Raw genomic sequence first — 19,016 nt, forward strand, 5'->3', positions numbered from 1 at the left:
GGCTTGAGCGTCTATCCGGTGATCATGTGCGGCGGGTCCGGGACCCGGCTCTGGCCGGCGTCGCGCCCCTGGCTGCCCAAGCAGTTCATCCCGCTGACCGGAGCGCGCTCCAGCTTCCAGGAGACGGTGACGCGCGTGGCGCCGCTGGCGCAGGACGGCCGGGTGCTGGTCGTGGCGGGCGTGGCGCACAAGGCCCTGATCGAGTGCCAGCTCGCCGAACTGGGCGTCGAGGCCGTGGTGCTGCTGGAACCCGAGCCGCGGGACTCCGCCGCCGCCATCGCCGCGGCCTGCGCCTGGATCGAGGCGACCGAGCCCGAGGCCGTGGCGGTCATCGTCTCTGCCGACCACGACATCCCCGACGCCGAGGCGTTCAGAGCCGCCGTGCGCGACACCCTGGCCGGCGCCCGTGACGGCGCCATCGTGACCCTGGGCGTGACGCCGGCCGAGCCGTCCACGGCCTACGGCTACATCCGTCCGGGCGATGGAAGCCAGGCGGTGAAGCCCGTGGCCGCTTTCGTCGAGAAGCCCGACGCTGAGCGGGCCCGGGCCTATGTGGCCGAGGGTTTCCTGTGGAACAGCGGCAACTTCGTCGCCCAGGCCAAGACCCTGATGGACGAGCTCGCGGTCCACGCGCCGGGCGTCGCCGAGGCCGCCCGCGCGGCGGTCGCGGAGGCCGAGGCCGAGGGCGGGGTGCGGGTGCTGGGGCGACCGTTCCGCCGGGCGCCGAAGATCTCGATCGACTACGCGGTCATGGAGAAGACCGACCGCGCCGCCGTGCTGCCCGTGAGCTTCCGGTGGTCGGACGTGGGGGCCTGGGACGCGGTGCTCGCCGCCTCTGCGCGCGACGGCGACGGCAACTGCCTCGGAGGAGATGTCCAGGCGGTGCGCTCGTCGAACGTGCTCGTCAGGGCGCCGGGCGACATCCATGTGGCGGTGGTGGGCGTGTCGGATCTCGCGGTCGTCGTCGAGTCCGACGCGGTGCTGGTCTGCGGCCTGGGGGCCAGCCAGGCGGTGAAGGACGCCGCGGCCGGCGCGCCGCCCGGTGGCTCGGGGCCTCGCTTCAGGACCGTGGAGGCGGCGCGGGACTGGTACGACCTGTGGCTGCGCACGGCGGCCCTGCCGCTCTGGGGGACGGTCGGCGCCGACCCCGGGAATGGCGGCTTCCGCGAGGCCCTGACGGCGCGCGGCGAGCCGCACGAGCCGCGGCGCCGCGCCCGCAGCCTGGCGCGGCAGGCGTTCGTGTTCGCCACCGCCGCGGCCGAGGGGTTCGACGGCCCCTGGCTGCAACTCGCCATCGGCGGCTACGACTTCCTGGTCCGGCATGGCCGCCGGCCCGACGGCCTCTTCGTCTCGGCGATGACCACCGAAGGCGAGGTGCGGGACGATACCGGCCACCTCTACGAGCATGCCTTCGGCCTGCTGGCGACCAGCGCGCTCCATCGCGCCCAGCCGGACGAGCCGCGCTGGCTGGAAGAGGGGCAGCTCCTGCGCCGGGCGCTGGAGATGCTGCGCCACGACACGGGCGGCTTCCGCGAGGTCGGCGACCAGCCCTTTCAGGCCAATGCCCACATGCATCTGTTCGAGGCCGCGCTGGCCTGGGAGGCGGCCGGCGGCGGCGCGCCCTGGGCGGCGCTGGCCGACGAGGTGGCCGAGCTGGCGCTGGGCCGCTTCATCGACCCCGAGAGCGGCGTGCTGCGCGAGTTCTTCGACGCCGGCTGGGCTGCGATGGAGGGCGAGGCGGGGCTCGTCGAGCCCGGGCACCAGTTCGAATGGGCCTGGCTGCTCCAGCGGTGGGGCGCCATGCGCGGCGATCCACGCGGGCCGGCCACCGCCAGGCGGCTCTACGACGTGGGCTGTCGTGGGGTCGATCCGGCGCGCGAGGTGGCGGTCAACGCGCTCTGGGACGACCTCAGCGTCCGCGACGGCGTGGCCCGCCTGTGGCCGCAGACCGAGCGCCTGAAGGCGGCCCTGATCCTCGGCGAGGATGATGACGCCGTCTCGGCGGCCCGGGGGCTCGCGCGCTACCTCCAGACGCCGGCCCGCGGCGTGTGGCGCGACAAGATGCGGCCCGACGGCGGCTTCGTGGAGGAGCCGGCTCCGTCGACCTCCTTCTACCACCTGCTGATGGCGATCCTGGAGCTGCGGGGGCGGCCCGGCTGATGAGATCCTAGTCCCAGAGCGCCGGATTGACGCTGCGCCGCTGGATCGTCAGCAGGGCGTCCTCGATGTGCCCCCGAAGCAGGCGCTCGGCCGCATGGCCGTCGCGGTTGCGGAGGGCGAGGGCGATATCCACCCAGCGCCGGGCGACCTCCAGCCGGCGCGCCTCGCCCAGAAGGCCGGCGGGCGCGATCCGGTAGAGGCCGCCGTAGGCCTCGAGGTATTCGCGCAGGCGGGCGTTGTGGGCGGCCTCCACGATCCTCATGCCCATGCGCCAGGTCAGCGCGATGAAGGCCTCCGGCGTCTGGCCCTCGATCGCCCCCGCGGCGATCTGTTCCGAGAGCGCTCCGATCTCGGCGATGTCGGACGGGGTGGCGTTGGCGGCGGCCAGGCGCGCCGCGACGCCCAGCAGCGCGGCCGCCACCAGGATGCCGTCCGCCTCGGGTTCCTCGGTTGGCCCCGTGACCCGCGCGCCCTTGCCGGGTTCCAGCGCGACCCAATAGCCGGAGGCCAGCAGGCGCAGGGCCTCGCGCACCGGACCGCGGCTCACGCCGAACTCGTCGGCCAGGGCCTGTTCGCGCAGGCGATCGCCCGTCGCCAGCTCCCTGCGCTGAATGCGAGCGATCACCTCCTGGGCGATCCGCTCCGCCGATCCACCAAACTTCGTCATCCGCGGGTCCTCTCCCCGGAGCTTCATAACAGCCCCTCGCGCGGCGCCGCCATCCATAGATTGTTGACAATAATAGAAATTGTCGACAATACGGTTCCAGACCCGAGAGCAAGCGGGCGTGACTGGGGAGGAACGAAGGATGCGGATGCGGTCCGGCCTGTTGGCCATGGGGCTTGTCGCGGCGGCGACGCCGGTGTCGGGAGCGACGGCTGCGGAGCTCGAGGTCCAACAGGTCGCGGTGGACGAGCTGATCGTGACGGCTCGGCGGCGGGAGGAGAGCGTTCAGGACGTGCCGATCGCCATGACGGTGGTCGGCGGTGAACGCCTCGATCGGGCCGGCATCTACAGCGTCGCCCAGCTCCCGCGCCTGGCGCCCAGCCTGCAGTTCATCTCGGCCAATCCCCGCAACACCACGGTGAACATCCGCGGGCTGGGGAACAATCCGGGCCTGGCCAACGACGGCCTTGAGCCCGGCGTCGGCTTCTATGTCGATCAGGTCTATTTCAGCCGCTCGGCGGCGGCGACCTTCGACCTCCTGGACATCGAGCGGATCGAGGTCCTGCGGGGGCCGCAAGGCACCCTGTTCGGCAAGAACACCACGGCGGGCGCGCTCAGCGTGACCACCCGGGCGCCGAGCTTCGACGTCGAGGCCACAGGCGAGGTCACGCTTGGAGACGAGGGTTTCGCGCAGGCCAAGGGATCGCTGTCGGGCCCGCTGGGCGAGAGCGTCGCGATCCGCGTGTCGGGCTCGGTGACCGAACGGGACGGCTTCGAACGCCACGCGGTGACGGGCGCGGACCTCAACAACCAATCGAACGCGGCCGTGCGCGGACAGCTCCTCTTCCGACCCAGCGACAGTTTCAGCCTGCGGCTTTCGGCCGACTACAACCACCAGGACCTGGACTGCTGCTATGTGGTCTTCGCCGGAGTGGGGACGACGCTGAAGCCGGCCTCGGCGCAGTTCGAGGCGCTCGCCGCGGGCCTGGGGTATGCGCCCCCCAGCCGCGACCCCTATGATCGGCTCAGCGACGTGAACTCGCCGGTGCGCGCAGGCCAGACGCTGTCCGGCGTCTCGGCCGTGGCGGATTGGGACCTCGGGGCGGCGACCCTGACGTTGGTGGCCGCCTGGCGGCGCTGGAGCTGGAAGCCCGCCAACGACGGCGACTACACGTCCCTGTCGGTGATGACGCGGGCCGAGAACGCGAACGACCAGGAGCAGTCGTCGCTTGAGCTGCGGCTGGCCTCCAATGGCGATACGCGCCTGCAGTACGTGGCGGGCCTGTACGCCTATCGCCAGGAGGTGGACTCCCACGCCGCGGCGCAGTTCGGCGCTGACGCGACCTACTGGCTCGTCAGTCCGGCCCTGCCGCGCAACCTGTTGGACGGATACCTGCAGCAGATCGAGGCGGGCGTCACCACCCACAGCTACGCCGCCTTCGGCCAGGCTACCTGGGCGTTCACGCCGGCCCTGAAGGCGACGGCGGGCGTGCGCTACACCCACGAGGAGAAGGACGCCCAGTTCGACCAGACGGTGTCCGGCGGGCTCGCCACGACGGTCCCGTCCCTGGTGGCCGTCAAGCTCGCGCTGGCCCGGCCGCAGGCCTATAGCGCCGGCATGTCCGACGGCAGCTTCTCGGGCATGATCAACCTTTCCTATGAACCGGTGAGCGGGGTCATGGCCTACGGCTCGCTGGCCCGCGGCTACAAGTCGGGCGGCGTCAACCTCAGCGGCCTTCCCTCGACGGCGGCCGGCGTCCCCATGGTCGACAAGGCGGTGGTCGATCCGGAGAAGGTGACCTCGGCCGAACTCGGCCTGAAGACCGAACTGCTGGATCGACGGCTGACGGCCAACCTGGCGATCTTCAGGACCGTGACCGACGACTACCAGGCCAACGTCGTGGACACCTCCAGCGGGCTCACGCTCCGCTACCTGGACAACATCGACAAGGTGCGCTCGCAAGGCTTCGAGGCCGACCTGCGTTTCGCCGCCGGGCCTCAGTTCAACGGCTACGCGTCGCTGGCCTACACGGACGCCGAGTACGTGTCCTACGCCAACGGTCCCTGCCCGCTGGAGAAGACGGGAGGGTCGAGCGCCGCATGCGATCTCAGCGGTCGGCCGTTGCCGGGCGTCTCCAAGTGGGCCGGCTCGGTGGGCGGGGAGTACGCCCGTCCCGCGCGGCTGGCCGGTCTCGACGGCGATGTCTACCTGAGCCTCGACGCCCAGCACCGCTCCGGCTTCTATTCGGACGCCGCCACGTCCCGCGACCAGCGCGTCGACGCCTATACGGTGGTGAACGCCCGGGCGGGCTTCCGGTGGGGGCGGTCCTGGGAGGTCTTCCTCTGGTCGAAGAACCTTCTGGACGAGAAGTACTTCACCTCGATCTCGGCCCAGGCGGGGAATTCGGGGGCGCTGTTCGCCACGCTGGGCGATCCGCGGACGATCGGGGCGACCCTGCGGGTGCGTCGTTGAAGCAAGGAGAGGCGTTGGTGCGTGAAGTGAACGGGCGGCGCGATCGCCGCGGTCTGGGAGTCGTCCTGGCATCGGTTCTGGCGCTGTCGCTGGCGGCGCCTGCCTGGGCGGGCCCGCCGCCCGGGCTGGAGGCCAAGCTGCGGGAGGTGGTCCAGGAGGATGGCGCCCCCGGCGTGATCGCCATGGTCTTCAAGGACGGACGGCTGCTGTATCGCCTTCAGGAGGGCGACATCGATCCAGACGCGCCGACGCCGATCGCCTCGGCGTCCAAGTGGATGACGGCCACACTGGTCATGACCGTCGTCGACGAGGGCAAGCTCTCGCTGGACGAGCCGATCGGCCGGGTCATCCCGGAACTCCAGGGCGAGGCGGCGAGGATCACGCTGCGCCAGCTCATGTCCTTCACCTCGGGCCAGGGCAGTCTCGCCGATATGACCGACCTGAAGCAGGACGTCCGCATCCCGCTCGAACGGGGCGCGCTGGAGATCGGGGCGCGACCGCTGGCCGACGCGCCCGGCGCCGTCTTCAAGTACGGCAGCGGTTCGATGCAGCTCGCCGGCCTGATGGTGGAACGGGCCACCGGCAAGCCGTGGGCCCAGCTCTTCGACGAGCGGATCGCGAGGCCGCTGGGCCTGACGCGGACCTACTGGGGCAATCCCATGCAGCCCGGGGCGGATCCGGCCGGAGTCCGCAATCCGAACCTCCAGGCGGGCGTGTTCACCACCGCCGACGACTACGCCCGGTTCCTGCGGATGATCGCGCAGAAGGGCGAGGTTGACGGGCGCCGCATCCTCTCGCCCAAGGCCTTCGCCGCCATGGAGAGCGTGCAAACGTTGAAGACGCCCCGGGTCTTCATGCCGCCGGGCATGCCGTCGGACGCCCAGTACGCGATCGGCCACTGGTGCGAGACCCTGGACGCCGCGAACCGGTGCGTGATGGTCTCCAGTCCGGGCGCGTTCGGCGTCTATCCCTGGGTTGACCGAGCGTCGGGGACCTACGGCCTGTTCTTCCTCAAGCATCGCCTCGCCGCCGTGGCGGGGGACCTGCGGGAAGCTCGGGCGATCATACTGGCGGCCGACGGCCGCTGAGCGCTCAGTTGTAGGCGACGGTGACCGTGAACGTGCCGGCGTAGGCGCCCGCCGTCAGGCTGTCGGCGATCGGCAACTGGCCGCCCACGCCGAAGCTCGAAGAGCCCGGCCCGCCGCCCAGGCTGCCGCTGAGCACACCGGTGGTCGCCGAGGGGGTCAGGGTGGCGACCACCGTCTCCGATCCGCCGGAACGGGTCAGGGTGAGGGTGGCCGGCGCCGAGATGGTGAAGGTCTGGCCGCCTTCGCCCCCTACGGTGAAGGTCGCGCGGCCGGCGGCGGGGCCTGTGTTGAGGACGGCTCCCTGGCCCGACAGCGTGCGCTGGCCCGTGGCGGCGTCGATCGCGACCGATCCGCTGCCCGACTGCGGCCGCACCACGGTGCCGAAGTTGAGATCGGTGTCCTTGGTGAGCACGATGGGCTGGAAGATGACGCCGGTCGCGGCGACCACCGTGCTGCTGTTGCTCTGGGCTGCCGCCGGGCCGGTGGCGAGCAGCAGACCGGCGACGATGATGGCGATGCGGGGCTTGAGCATCGGGCCTCGTAAGCTCCCGAAAGGGCGCCAGCGCCGAAAAGCTCGGCGAATCAAGGATAGACCCTCGAGTCCGGGCGGCGCCAGCAACCGCACATGGGGATGCCCCGCAACCCATCCGCGCAGCGTCGAAGGCCTCCGGGGCTTCCCGTGGAGAGGCCGAACCGTGCTAGGTCACGGCCGGGTTGCAACGCGAGGCGCCGATGCTCGAACATCCTTTCGCCGGCGGGCCGGTCCGCATCGCGGTCCTGGGCCTGGGCTACGTGGGCCTGCCGCTGGCGGTGGCGTTCGCGCAGCGGTTCGAGGTGGTGGGCTTCGACGTCGACCCCGGGCGCACGGCCGAGCTGTCGGCGGGGCGCGACCGGACGCTGGAGGTTTCCCCGGAGGCGCTGAAGGCCGCCAAGGCGCTGTCGTTCAGCACGGACCCCGCGTCGCTCAAGGCCTGCAACGTCTTCATCGTGACGGTGCCGACGCCCATCGACGCCCACAAGCGGCCCGATCTCGGCGCATTGATGGCCGCCAGCCGCACGGTCGGCGGGGCGATCGGCCGGGGCGGCGTGGTGATCTACGAGTCCACGGTCTATCCGGGCGCCACCGAGGAGGACTGCATCCCCGTCGTGGAGCAGGTCTCGGGCCTCAAGTTCAACCGCGACTTCTTCGCCGGCTACAGCCCCGAGCGGGCCAATCCGGGGGACCCCGTCCACCGGCTGGAGAGCATCGTGAAGGTGGTGGCGGGCTCGACGGCCGAGGCCGCCGATTTCGTCGAAGCGCTCTACGCCTCGGTGGTGACGGCCGGCGTCCACCGCGCCAGCTCGATCAAGGTGGCCGAGGCCGCCAAGGTCATCGAAAACACCCAGCGCGACCTGAACATCGCCCTGATCAACGAGTTCGCCCTGATCTTCCACCGGATCGGCGTGGACACCCAGGAGGTGCTGGCGGCGGCGGCCACCAAGTGGAATTTCCTGAACTTCAAGCCGGGACTGGTGGGCGGCCACTGCATCGGCGTCGACCCCTACTACCTGACCCACAAGGCCGAGGCCCTGGGCTACCACCCCGAGGTGATCCTGGCCGGCCGGCGGATCAACGACGGCATGGGCGGCTACGTGGCCCGCGAGCTGGTCAAGGAGATGATCCGCCGCGGCGTGCTGGTGAAGGGCGCCCGCGTGCTGCTCATGGGCCTGGCGTTCAAGGAGAACACGCCCGACCTGCGCAATACCCGCGTCATCGACATCGTACGCGAGCTTGCCGACTACGGCGCGCGGGTGGACGTCTGGGACCCCTGGATCGCGGCCGAGGACGCCCGCCACGAGTACGGCCTGGAGCTCGTCGAGGCGCCCGAGCCCGGCGCCTACGACGGCGTGATCCTGGCCGTGGCCCACAGGGAGTTCGCCGACCTCGGCCCCGCGAAGATCCGGGCGTTCGGCAGGCCGGATGCGGTGGTTTTCGACGTGAAGGCCATGCTGCCCAAGGACGCCGCCGACCTGCGCCTCTGATCAGCGGCGCCTAAAAACCGGGCGCGGCGCCTGCGAGCGGGGCGCCCGGCGAACCAGATCGTCAAATGATCCAGGCCCCGCTTCCGGGCGGCCAGGAAGCGGGGGAGGGTGGTCCTGCCCTTAGGGGCGTTTCCTCCCTTAACTGGCCGCGCCGAGAGGCGCGGCTTTTTGTTTATCCGGACAGCCACGGGAAAGGCCGCGGGACGGGCGTCCCGCGGCCTCCGGGCTCACGCCGGCCTCAGAAGGTGTAGGTCACCTTGCCGTAGTAGTAGCCGCCGTTGATCCCGAACGGCGAGAACGTCGGATACTGGGTGACGTAGCTGTTGGAGTTGTTGCGCAGGTACTCGTCGCGCAGGAAGGCGTTCACCCTGTCCGGGTACCGGTTGAACAGGTTGTTGGCGCCCACGGCGACCTTCACGTCGTCCAGCACCTTGTAGCTGAGCTCCAGGTCGGTGATCACCGCCGCCTTGATCGTCGTCTTGTAGCAGGTCGCCGGCGTGTTGATCAGCGGACAACCGGTGCGGCTGGAGTAGCTGGACGACGGGCCGTACAGCGACTCCTTGAGGTTCACCGTCAGGGCCCCGATCGTCCACAGCGCGCCGCCGACGATCCGGTACTTGGGCGAGGCCGTCTCGAGGTTGGCGATCGCCGACTTGTCGAACAGCGAGGCGCCGGCGAGCTGCGGCGGCGGGGCCGCGATCTTGGTCACCTTGGTGGTGTTGTAGTTGGCGATCAGCGACCAGTTGACCGCGCCCAGGTCGCCGAAGTCGCTGGACGTGGTGAGCACGAACTCCGCACCCCGGGTCCGGGTGTTGAGGCCGTTGGTGAAGATGTTGATGCCCGTCATCGTCACCGTGGGGTCGAGCACGTTGCCGTTGGCCAGGATGGCGTCCCGCACGGCCGGGATATTGACCGAGCCGCCCGAACCGAACAGCGAGCCCGAACCCACGATCCGGTCCTTGATGGTGATCTGGTAGACGTCGAGGGTCGTGGTGATCCCGTGGCCGGGATGGGCCACGAAGCCGACGCTGAAGTTGCGCGATTTCTCGGCGTCCAGGCCGTTGACGCCGACCAGTGCGGCGGCCGCCGAATTGGGCGGCAGTTGCACGAAGGCCGAGGTCGGCGAGACGTTGGTCGCCGAATAGTAGGACTCCGCCAGCGTGGGGGCCCGGAAGCCCGTGCTGGCCGTGCCGCGGACGGCCAGCATCTCGGAGAAGTCGTAGCGGCCGGTGCCCTTGAAGACGAGCGTGTCGCCGAAGTCGCTGAACTTCTCGTAGCGCGCCGCGAGGTCGAGCTTGAGCGGCTCGACCGGATTGAGCGCGGCGTTGGCGTAGACCGCGTAGCTGTGGCGGCCGTGCTTGCCGGCGTCGGTCAGCGCGAAGCCCGGATAGGACTGCGAGCCCTCCTTGTAGCGCGAGGCCGGATCGCCCGGCTTGATCTCGTAGCTGTCCTCCCGGTACTCGCCGCCGAAGGCGAGTGTCATCGGGCCAGCCTGGCCGATGTCGTACTCCCGACGCAGGTCGAGCTGGGTGGTCCACTGGCTGGCGATGAACGAGCCGGCGTAGAAGTCCGTCGGCGAGAAGCCCGGCGTCGTGGCTGTCGAGGTGTCGATGTAGAGCGACCGGTTGAAGGAGTTCCGGACCTCGATGTCGACATGGTCCTTGCCGTAGGTGGTGGCGAGGTCCCAGTTCCAGCCCCCGGCCTCGCCGGTGAGCCCCAGGGTGGCCGCGTAGTCGTCCTCGATCAGCACCTCGCGCGGCTGGAAGCCCAGCGGACGGGGGATCGAGCCGTCGCGGCCCACGATAAGGTTCGGGACGCGCCAGTTCTCCCAGGCCTGGCCGAACTTATGGCCGTAGGTGCCGAAGCTGTAGAGCTCTACGCCGTCGCCGAACTGGTAGCCGAAATTGTACGCGCCGATGTGCAGCCGGTACTCGGCGTCGCCCGTGATGTTGTTCACGTACGGATAGTCGGGGTGGTTCACGAGCTGCGGGTAGCGCGACAGGTTCGAACTGGAGCCGGTGTTGTAGGGCGTCACGATCGCCCGAGGGTCCACGTCGCCCCGGAAGCTGTAGTCGTGGTAGCGGCTCTCGAAGGTCAGGTTGAGGTAGCTGTTCTCGACCGGCGTGAAGCCGACGTTGGCGGTGATGGACGGCGTGTCGCCGCCGCCGCTCATGTACTTGCCGGCCGAGGCGATGATCATGCCGCCCTCGGGCTGGTCCTTCATGATGATGTTGATGACGCCGGCGATGGCGTCGGTGCCGTACTGGGCCGCGGCGCCTTCCTGGAGCACCTCGACGTGGTCCACCGAGCCCAGCGGGATGAAGTTGAGGTCCGCCGTGGCGCCGCCCTGGAACGGGCCGCCGAGCACCGCCAGGTTGGACGTGCCATGGCGGCGCTTGCCGTTGATCAGCACCAGGGCGTGGTTGGGCGACAGGCCGCGCAGCTTGGCCGACAGCGTCAGGTTGGCGGTGTCGCCGCCGAACGCCTGGGCGTTGAAGGACGGCACGTTCTGGGCGATGGCCTGGATGAGGTCCGACTGGCCGACGCGCTGGAGCGACGTGTCGTCCAGCACCTGGATCGGCGCCGGGCTGTCGACGGCCCGAAGCCCCGTCATGCGCGTACCGGTGACGATAACGCCTTCCACGGCGCCGGTGTCTGCGGCCGCTTCGGCGGCCATGGCGCCGCCGGCCAAGGCGACGGTGAGGGCGAACGCGCTCGCGCCCGCGAATACTGATTTCACTTTGGACCCCCTCGTTTCGATGTGTGGGCCCTTTTGAGACGTCCCCTCCAACCCCCGCCGCCTGAATGCGCGACGCTTGGGTGACAGCACCGCGTGACGGCCCACCCAAGTCAAGAAGTCGCAGGTATGCATTCCGCCGGATGTGCAGGCGATGTGCATTTCGATTGTGAAACGAACAGAAACGCGGCGTCGAATACTGCTTTTGACTCCGTGGTCGATTTGGCATCCGGAGCGAAAACTACCCAAGGTGTAATTTTCGGCGGCCGCGGCGAATCCGGGGAGGCGCCGCCCTGGCCGCGCCGGCGGTCAGTTTTTGGGCGCCGGGCCGCGCGGGGCGCCCGAAGGCTGCAACGGACGACCGTGTGGGGGCTTCGCGCACGGTCCCGCTCGCGCCGGCCCCCGTCCCCGGCTTAGCTATGGGCCGCAGCCGTCCACGGAGATCACATGCAACGCCCTGTCCTCGCCACGCTCGTTCTCGCCCTGGCCGCCGCCGGCGGCGCGGCCCAGGCCCAGAACGTGCACGTCAATCCGCAGAACGCCTTCATCTCCCAGGCCGTGAAGGTTCCGGCCGGTTCGGAGATGCTCTATGTGAGCGGCATCACGCCCGACACGGTGACCGGCGCGCCGGCGGCCACGCCTTTCGGCGACACCAGGACCCAGACGCTGAGCGTGCTCTCCAAGATCGGCGCGATCCTGCAGGGCCAGGGCTACGGCTTCGAAGACGTGGTGATGATGCGCGTCCTGCTGGTCGGCGACCCGGCTAAGGGCGGCGGCATGGACTTCGCCGGCATGATGGAAGGCTACAACCAGGTCTTCGGCCCGCTGAAGACCAAGCCGGCCCGGATCACCTCGCAGGTCGCCGCGCTGGTGCGGCCGGGCATGTTCGTCGAGATCGAGGTGCAGGCCGCCAAGGCGCCGGCGAAGTAGGCCGCCTCTTGAGGAAGAGGCCAAGTCGGGCGAGCTTGGCCGCATGGACCGACGCCTTTTCCTCTCCGCCGGCGCGGCGCTCGCCGCCACCGCCGTGCTGCCGGGGCCGACCGCGGCCGCCGCCGACCTGGCGAAGCTGCCGAACGCCCCGCCGCCGATCACGCCGCAAGAGCGGGCGGCGCGGATCGACAAGGCGCAGAGGCTGATGCGCGCCCAGGGAATCTCGGCCCTGCTGGTCGAGCCGGGCGCCAGCCTGATCTATTTCACCGGCGTCCACTGGGGCCGCAGCGAGCGGTTGACGGCGGCGGTGATCCCCGTCGAGGGCGAGATCCTGGTGGTCACGCCGTTCTTCGAGGAGCCGTCGGTCCGGGAAAGCCTGGCCGTGGGCGCCGAGGTGCGCACCTGGCAAGAGCACGAGGACCCGCTGGCCCTGGTCGCGGGCTGGCTGAGGGAGCGCAAGCTCGCAGCGGGCGTAATCGGCGTCGAGGAGACCGTCCGCTACTTCGCGGTGGACGGCCTGCAGCGGAACCTGCCGGACGCGACGCTGCGGTCGGGAGCCGGCGTCGTCCGTGGCTGCCGGATGATCAAGTCGCCAGCCGAGATCGCGCTGATGCAGCACGCCGCCGACATCACGGTGGCCGCCTACCGTCACACGGTCCCGCGCATCGAGCGGGGCATGACCCCCAGGGACATCGGCGCGATCATGAACGGGGCGACCAAGGCCCTGGGCGGCGAGCCCGAGTTCGCGCTCATCCTGCTGGGCGAGGCCAGCGCCTATCCGCACGGTTCGGGCAAGCCCCAGGCGGTGCGGGACGGCGAGGTGGTGCTGATGGACTGCGGCTGCACCGTCGAGGGCTATCAGTCGGACATCTCGCGCACGCTGGTGTTCGGCGAACCCACCAAACGCCAGCGGATGGTCTGGGACCAGATGCGGCGCGGCCAGCAGATCGCCTTCGAGACGGCCCAGCTCGGCGTCGAGGCCGGCCGCGTGGACGACGCCGTGCGGCGCTACTACGAATCCCTGGGCTATGGGCCGGACTATCGGCTGCCGGGAACGTCGCACCGGACCGGCCACGGCATAGGCCTCGACGGCCACGAACCGGTCAATTTCGTGCGCGGGGAGACGACGCGGCTCGCGCCCGGCATGTGCTTCTCGGACGAGCCCGGCATCTACATCCCCGGCGAGTTCGGGATCCGGCTGGAGGACTGCATCCACATGACCCCGCAGGGGCCCAAGTGGTTCTCGGTCCCGCCGGACTCGATCGACCGGCCCGTCTAGAGGGCGAGCAGGGCGCCGGCCCAGGCGCCCGCCGTCACCAGGATCAGCCCCGGGATCACCCGCAAGGCGAAGGCGCGGCCGCCGGTGGTCGCGGCGACCACGAGCTTCGTGATCGAATTGGTGGTGAAGGCGGCCAGGATCGGCAGGATCGCCTGGGAGGGCTCCATGTGGCCCGTCGCGACCTGGGCGGCCACGGAGATGGCCGCGGCGTGGGTGTCCGCGAACCCGGCGAGTGCGGCCGCGGCGATGGAGCCCGCCTCCCCGAACCAGGCGCGAAGCGCGGCCGACCCCAGCATCACGGCGGCCAGGATGGCGCCGAAGGCGAGGGCGGTGAGCAGACTGAACGCCTCGCCGGACCTTTCCTCCTCTTCAGCCTTCTGGCGCAGACCCGCGATGGTGAAGACCGCCCCGTAGAGCCCCGCCGCCGCGCCGGCCAGCAGCAGCGGCCCCGCCATCGCCTGCAGGGTGGGCACGCTGACGGCCGCCAGCACGGCGGTCATCTGCACCACCGTCGCCACCGTCGAGAGCACCGCGCCGGCGACGGCGGCGGCGAGCACGGCCGGAGCCTTGGCCGCCCGCGCGCCCATGGCCCCGATGGTGGCGGCGCTCGAGACGAAGCCCGAGGCCAGGCCCGTGACCGGGAGGCCGAAGCGGACGCCGAGCGCCCGGACCGCCACGTGGCCCGCGGCGCCGATCGCCAGGACCAGCACGACCAGCAGCCAGATGGCGTGCGGATTGAGCGCCTCGAACGGGCCCATCGGCCGATCCGGCAGCAGGGGCAGGACGATCAGCGTGGCGGCGGCCAGCAGGAGGGCTCCCCGCACCTCGCGCTCGGTGAGCACGGCGCCCACGAAGTGGTGGATCTGGGTCCGCCCGGCCAGGATGATCGCGACGGCCACGCCGGCGGCGGCGGCCATGGCCGGCTCCGACATCGCCAGCGCGCCCAGGAGCACGGTGACCACGAGGGCGATCTCGGTGGTCAGGCCGGGGTCCTCATCGGCCTTGCGGGTTCGCCAGTAGCCCAGGGCCACGAAGACGCCGACCGCCGCCGTGGCGACAGCCACCATCAGGGCTCCGCCGACGTGACGGCTCAGCGCCCCGGCCAGGGCGGTGATGGCGAAGGTGCGGATGCCCGCCGCGGTGGCCGCGCCTCGCTGCAGCTTGCGGCGTTCACGCTCGGCGCCGATCAGCAGGCCGACGCCGAGGGCCACCGCCAGGTTCAGGAGGACTCCGTCGAGGATGGCCGCCTCCCTTTCAGGGCTTCACGCCATAGTAGTCGAGGTACCAGTCAACGAAGCGGCCGACGCCCTCCTCGATGGAGGTCTTGGGCGCGTAGCCGAGGACCTTGAAGGTCTCCTCGGTGTCGGCCTCGGTGCGGGCCACGTCGCCAGGCTGCATGGGCAGGAGGTTGAGCTCGGCCTTGCGACCCAGCTTCTCCTCCAGCACCTCGATGTAGCGCATCAGCTCCACCCGGCGGCTGGCGCCGAGGTTGAGGATGCGCCAGGGGGCGACGCCGCTCGTGGCGGGGTCGGGAGCCTGCGGGTCCCAGGCCGGGTTCGGCGCGGCCGGACGCGACAGGGCGGCCATCAAGCCGTCCACGATGTCCTCCACATAGGTGAAGTCCCGCTGCATCTGCCCTTGGCCGTACACGTCGATGGGCTGACCTTTGAGGATCGCGTCGGTGAACTTGAAAAGGGCCATGTCAGGCCGACCCCATGGCCCATAGACCGTGAAGAAGCGGAAGCCGGTCGCGGGAACCCCGAACAGGTGGGCGTAGGAATGGGCCATCGCCTCGTTGGCGAGCTTGGTGGCCGCATAGAGCGTGATCGGATGGACGGCGTGGTCGTGGACGTTGAACGGCAGCTTGCCGTTCGCCCCGTAGACGGAGCTTGTCGAGGCGTAGAGCAGGTGCGCCGGCTGGACCGTCCGGCAGCCCTCCAGGATGTTCAGGAAGCCCACCACGTTGGAGTCCACGTAGGCCTCGGGCTTCTCGAGGCTGTAGCGGACGCCGGCCTGGGCGGCGAGGTTGACCACATGGGTGGGTCTGGTCTCGGCGAAGAGCGCGGCCATGCCTTCGCGGTCGGCGAGGTCGAGCTTCGCGTGCCGGTAGCCGGCGTTGCTCTCGAGAATGGCCAGTCGCGCGGCCTTGAGCCTGGGATCGTAGTAGGGGTTGAGATCGTCGACACCGACGACCGCCTCGCCGCGCTCCAGGAGCCGCCGGCTCAGGTGGAAGCCGATGAACCCCGCCGAGCCGGTCACCAGAATCGCCAAGGTCGCACTCCAGGGCCTGCCGCGTCAGCGCCGCGTGCCCGATCCCTAGCCGCGCCGGATGCGGAAGTCGACCGCGCGGCTTAGCCCGCGCGGGCGCCCGCGACGCGACGCAGGGGCGCCGGCCGGATCGCCTCGGCCGCGTGAGCGAGGCGACGCGCCTCAAGGATCTCCTGGGCGCGAATCTGCGCCAGCAGCGGGTGCAGCGCGGTCAGCACGGCGAGCAGGAAGCCCAGCCGGCCCTCGCGCCAGCCCTGGCGTCCCAGATAGCTGCGCAGGAAGTCCGCGGCGCCGCGGGCCAGGGCGACCGGCAGCGCGCCCGGACGATCGGAGTCGGCCAGGCGTTGGGCCTGTGCGGTGGCCAGGCGGCCGACCTGCTCCACCAGAGCCGCGACGTCGGCGCCCGCGGAGCGGCGGAGCGCGCCGGTGAGGCGGCCCGCCGATATCCCCGACAAGACAGCTTCGCCGTCGGCCGCCCAGGATTTCACGCCCCGGCGATACAGGCGGACGCCGCGATCGGGACCCAGCGCGCCGATCCAGCCGCCACGCACGAGGGTTTCGCCCACGTAGTTGTCGATCGGAAGCTCGAACCAGTCGCCCGCCGGCCGCATCTGCAAGGCGGCGCGGATTTCCCAGGCGAGGGCGCGGTCCACCCGCTCGCCGGGTTCGACCTCGAGAATCCAATCGCCCGAGCAGGCCTCGACGCCCGCCGACTTGCGGTGGCTCGCCAGGGGGAAGATGCCGTCGACGATCCGCGCGCCGGCCTGCCGGGCGACCTCCGACGGGCCGCCCGTGCAGCGGTCGGCCACCACCACGACCTCGTCGCAGAATCCAAGGCTCCTGAGAGAGTCGGAAAGATGTGCGTCGCCGCTCTGGACGCAAACCAGCGCCGATAGTCTGACCACGTGCCCGCCCCGTCGAATTAACGCGCCCTTACCGATAAGACGGCGCGGACAGACCGCTCCCCCCGGGGCCGAGGTGAAAATTGTCTAGAATGCGGCGGACAACCGCACCCCCAGGGTACGGGGGCGCTGGGGCGTCGTGACCTGACGGATCGTGCGATAGCTGAACGGATTGCCGTAGGCGAATGTGTCGCTGGCGTCGTCCAGGGGATTGCTGACGAAGACCGCGGCGCTCCAGACGTCCGTGGCCAGTTCCGCCGACAGCCTGGCGCGCACGAAGTCGCCCATGCGCGGCTGCAGGGTGGCGTCGAACGACAGCAGCGAGGCGCCGACGTAGCTGGCCTCCCCCGCGAGCCTGAGGACGAGATCACCGGTCAGCGGCCGCTGGTAGACGGCCACCAGCCCGCCCGACGTCTTCGGCACGCCGGGCAGGGCGGTGTTCAGCCGGGTGGCGAAGTCCATGTTTGGATCGTCGAGCCGCGAGTCCGCGACCAGGACGTTGGCCTGGACCGAGAGCCCGAAGTCCCAGTCGTAGCCGACCTCGGTTTCCAGGCCGTAGACGCGCGCGTCCCCCACGTTGGCGGTGTAGGCGAGGCCGGTGAGCCGGTACTGGTCGGTCTGAATGTTGGCCCACTCGTCGTAGTAGCTGGCGGCGCGCAGGGCCATCCGGCCGTCGAAGAACCTGAGCTTGGCGCCAGCCTCGAAGTTGCGCAGGCGGTCCGGGCGAAAGCCGAACCGCGCCGGCCGGATCGGCTGGAGGCCGGCGGTGTTGAATCCGCCGGGCCGGTATCCCTCGGAGATCAGGGCGTAGACCATGTTCCCGTCCCCGAACTCCCGCTGCAGGGACAATTTGGGGGAGAAGCCCTGGAAGGTGCGCTCCCAGGCGCCGACGCGCGATACGCCGGGCGCGAGCACCCGCAGGTCGTTCGAGGTTCGCACGCGTGTCTCGAACAGCCGGCCGCCGACCGTGGCCGTCCAGCCGGGCGCGAACTCGTAGCGGCCTTCGCCGTAGACTGCGAGTTCGGCCTGCCTGTCCTTGCGGGCCTCGCGATAGACCACCGTCCGGTCGCCGGTCGCCGACACGAACTCGACGAAGGAGGGCGACCGCTCCAGGCTAACCGAGCCGAACGCGCCCGCCAGCCATCCGAACCGGCCGTCGCCGCGGGAGCGCAGCACGAGGTCCTCGACCAGCATGCTGACGCGGGTGTTCTCGAGGTAGGCGCCGGCGTCTCCGCGCGGGCGCCTGAAGAAGTTGTAGAATTCGACCGCGTCCGAGGCATCGTACTGGCTCGTGTAGGTGTGGCGCACATAGGCCGTCGAGGACGAGACGCCGACGCCGTCGAGGTCTCCGGTCAATGTCAGCGCGGCGTGGTCGAAGTCGTTGTCGTGGCCCTCGCGGATGCGGTTGGCCCGCTGGCCCCCATACGCCGGATAGGCGTACTGGGCGTCCCTCGATCGCAGATGTTGGGTGGCGGCCAGGGCGTCGAGCTCCCAGGCGTCGCCGAGCCGAAGCCTGAGCGCGGCGCGGCCGCCGTTGCGCACCGTGCTGTCCAGGTTGCTCTCGCCCGAGAGCGCATCGTCGAGATAGCCCCCGCGGCGGTCGTGGTAGGCGGCCAGCCGTATAGCGGCGCGGCCCGTCGCCAGGGGCAGGCTCAGATAGCCCTCGACCTCGCGGCTGGGGTCGCCCCCCTTGGTGGCGGCCAGGGTCGCGGCCAGGCCCCCGGCCGGCGCGTCGAGGTCCGGCTTGCGGGTGACGATGCGATAGATCCCGGAGAGGGCGCCGGACCCGTAGAGGGCGCCCTGTGGCCCGCGCACGACCTCGACCCGCTCGATGTCCACCAGCCGCAGATCTGGATCGGGGGCGTTGTAGTTGATCGGCGCCTGGTCGAGGTAGGTGCTGACCGTCGAGCGGGCCCGGCCGGTGAACGTCCCGTCCGACAGCGCCCGGATCAGCAGCTTGTCCCGGCCCGGGCCGAGGTTGGTGGTGAGCACCCCGGCCACCTGGCCCACGGTCTGGCCCACGTCGGCGGCGCCCGTGAGGGCGGCCTGCTCGCGCGATATGGCGCTGACTCCGGCCGGCAGGCGATCCAGGCTGGCCGGGCGCTTCGCGGCCGTGACGACCAGTTCCGACACCAGCATCGGCTGGTCGGCGGGGCGCCGCACGGGCCGGGGCCCGCTGGGCTGTGGTTCCGGCGTGATGCGGACCGTGCGGGCGTCGACGATCCGGAACCGGCAGGGTGCGCCGTCCAGCAGTCGCTCCAGGGCCTCGTCCACGGTGAAGCGGCCGGAGAGCTCCGCGCGGCCGCCGCGGCCGCAGGCCGAGGTCCCGACGATGGAGATGTTGGCTTGGACGCCCAGGTCGATCAGGGCGTCGGCGTAGGACTTGGGGGAGATCGAGACGCGGACGCGCGCGTCAGCGGCTCCGGCGCTCCCTGCGGCGCATGCCGCGAAACCGCCGGCCAGCAACGCCCACAGAGGCACTCCCCGCCTGGA

13 protein-coding genes are annotated in these 19,016 nt (G+C 70.7%); 6 read left to right on the top strand and 7 right to left on the bottom strand.

The genetic code is table 11. The features are described 5' to 3' along the window. The first annotated feature begins 3 nt into the window (after nt 1–3). Nucleotides 4–2,160, top strand: coding sequence for an AGE family epimerase/isomerase (locus ACK4TT_RS04725; RefSeq protein ID WP_409638814.1), 2,157 nt, complete (start codon nt 4–6; stop codon nt 2,158–2,160). A gap of 7 nt (nt 2,161–2,167) precedes the next feature. Here the strand turns inward: ACK4TT_RS04725 and ACK4TT_RS04730 are convergent, their stop codons facing one another. Further along, nucleotides 2,168–2,827 (bottom strand): GntR family transcriptional regulator, encoded by a 660-nt coding sequence (locus ACK4TT_RS04730; RefSeq protein ID WP_409638811.1) that lies wholly within the window; start codon nt 2,825–2,827, stop codon nt 2,168–2,170. A gap of 139 nt (nt 2,828–2,966) precedes the next feature. On the opposite strand from ACK4TT_RS04730, the gene ACK4TT_RS04735 reads away from it, so the two are divergent. Next, on the top strand, nt 2,967–5,297 hold the full coding sequence (locus ACK4TT_RS04735) for a TonB-dependent receptor (protein WP_410212536.1): 2,331 nt from the start codon (nt 2,967–2,969) through the stop codon (nt 5,295–5,297). 17 nt (nt 5,298–5,314) lie between these two features. After that, a complete protein-coding gene (locus ACK4TT_RS04740; RefSeq protein WP_410212537.1) occupies nt 5,315–6,385 on the top strand; it encodes a serine hydrolase domain-containing protein in 1,071 nt (356 codons plus the stop codon). Between the two features lie 4 nt (nt 6,386–6,389). Here the strand turns inward: ACK4TT_RS04740 and ACK4TT_RS04745 are convergent, their stop codons facing one another. Further along, nucleotides 6,390–6,917 (bottom strand): DUF4402 domain-containing protein, encoded by a 528-nt coding sequence (locus tag ACK4TT_RS04745; protein WP_409638802.1) that lies wholly within the window; start codon nt 6,915–6,917, stop codon nt 6,390–6,392. A 200-nt stretch (nt 6,918–7,117) separates the two neighbouring features. Here ACK4TT_RS04745 and ACK4TT_RS04750 point away from each other — a divergent pair, with 200 nt between their 5' ends. Then, the gene (locus ACK4TT_RS04750) at nt 7,118–8,407 is read left to right on the top strand and encodes a nucleotide sugar dehydrogenase (RefSeq protein WP_409638799.1); all 1,290 of its coding nucleotides are present in this window, start codon (nt 7,118–7,120) and stop codon (nt 8,405–8,407) included. A 238-nt stretch (nt 8,408–8,645) separates the two neighbouring features. Here ACK4TT_RS04750 and ACK4TT_RS04755 read toward each other — a convergent pair whose 3' ends face one another. Next, nucleotides 8,646–11,147 (bottom strand): TonB-dependent receptor plug domain-containing protein, encoded by a 2,502-nt coding sequence (locus tag ACK4TT_RS04755; RefSeq protein WP_410212538.1) that lies wholly within the window; start codon nt 11,145–11,147, stop codon nt 8,646–8,648. A 444-nt stretch (nt 11,148–11,591) separates the two neighbouring features. Here ACK4TT_RS04755 and ACK4TT_RS04760 point away from each other — a divergent pair, with 444 nt between their 5' ends. Both ACK4TT_RS04760 and ACK4TT_RS04765 read left to right on the top strand, forming a co-directional pair. After that, complete coding sequence (locus ACK4TT_RS04760) at nt 11,592–12,074, top strand: RidA family protein (RefSeq protein ID WP_409638793.1); 483 nt, start codon at nt 11,592–11,594, stop codon at nt 12,072–12,074. Between the two features lie 43 nt (nt 12,075–12,117). After that, entirely contained in the window at nt 12,118–13,353 is a 1,236-nt protein-coding gene (locus ACK4TT_RS04765) for a M24 family metallopeptidase (protein ID WP_409638790.1), read from the top strand. Here the strand turns inward: ACK4TT_RS04765 and ACK4TT_RS04770 are convergent. From ACK4TT_RS04770 to ACK4TT_RS04785, 4 genes are all read right to left on the bottom strand, one after another. Continuing rightward, nucleotides 13,350–14,564 (bottom strand): MgtC/SapB family protein, encoded by a 1,215-nt coding sequence (locus tag ACK4TT_RS04770; RefSeq protein WP_409638787.1) that lies wholly within the window; start codon nt 14,562–14,564, stop codon nt 13,350–13,352. The two genes, ACK4TT_RS04765 and ACK4TT_RS04770, sit on opposite strands and share 4 nt — an antisense overlap. Before the next feature lie 43 nt (nt 14,565–14,607). Further along, nucleotides 14,608–15,624, bottom strand: coding sequence for an NAD-dependent epimerase (locus ACK4TT_RS04775; RefSeq protein WP_410212539.1), 1,017 nt, complete (start codon nt 15,622–15,624; stop codon nt 14,608–14,610). Between the two features lie 80 nt (nt 15,625–15,704). After that, entirely contained in the window at nt 15,705–16,526 is an 822-nt protein-coding gene (locus ACK4TT_RS04780; RefSeq protein ID WP_410212540.1) for a glycosyltransferase family 2 protein, read from the bottom strand. A gap of 84 nt (nt 16,527–16,610) precedes the next feature. Then, nucleotides 16,611–19,004, bottom strand: a complete 2,394-nt coding sequence (locus tag ACK4TT_RS04785) for a TonB-dependent receptor domain-containing protein (RefSeq protein WP_409638779.1) — start codon at nt 19,002–19,004, stop codon at nt 16,611–16,613. Nucleotides 19,005–19,016 lie beyond the last annotated feature (12 nt).

The sequence above is a fragment of the Phenylobacterium sp. genome (assembly GCF_046463815.1).
GTDB lineage: Bacteria > Pseudomonadota > Alphaproteobacteria > Caulobacterales > Caulobacteraceae > Phenylobacterium.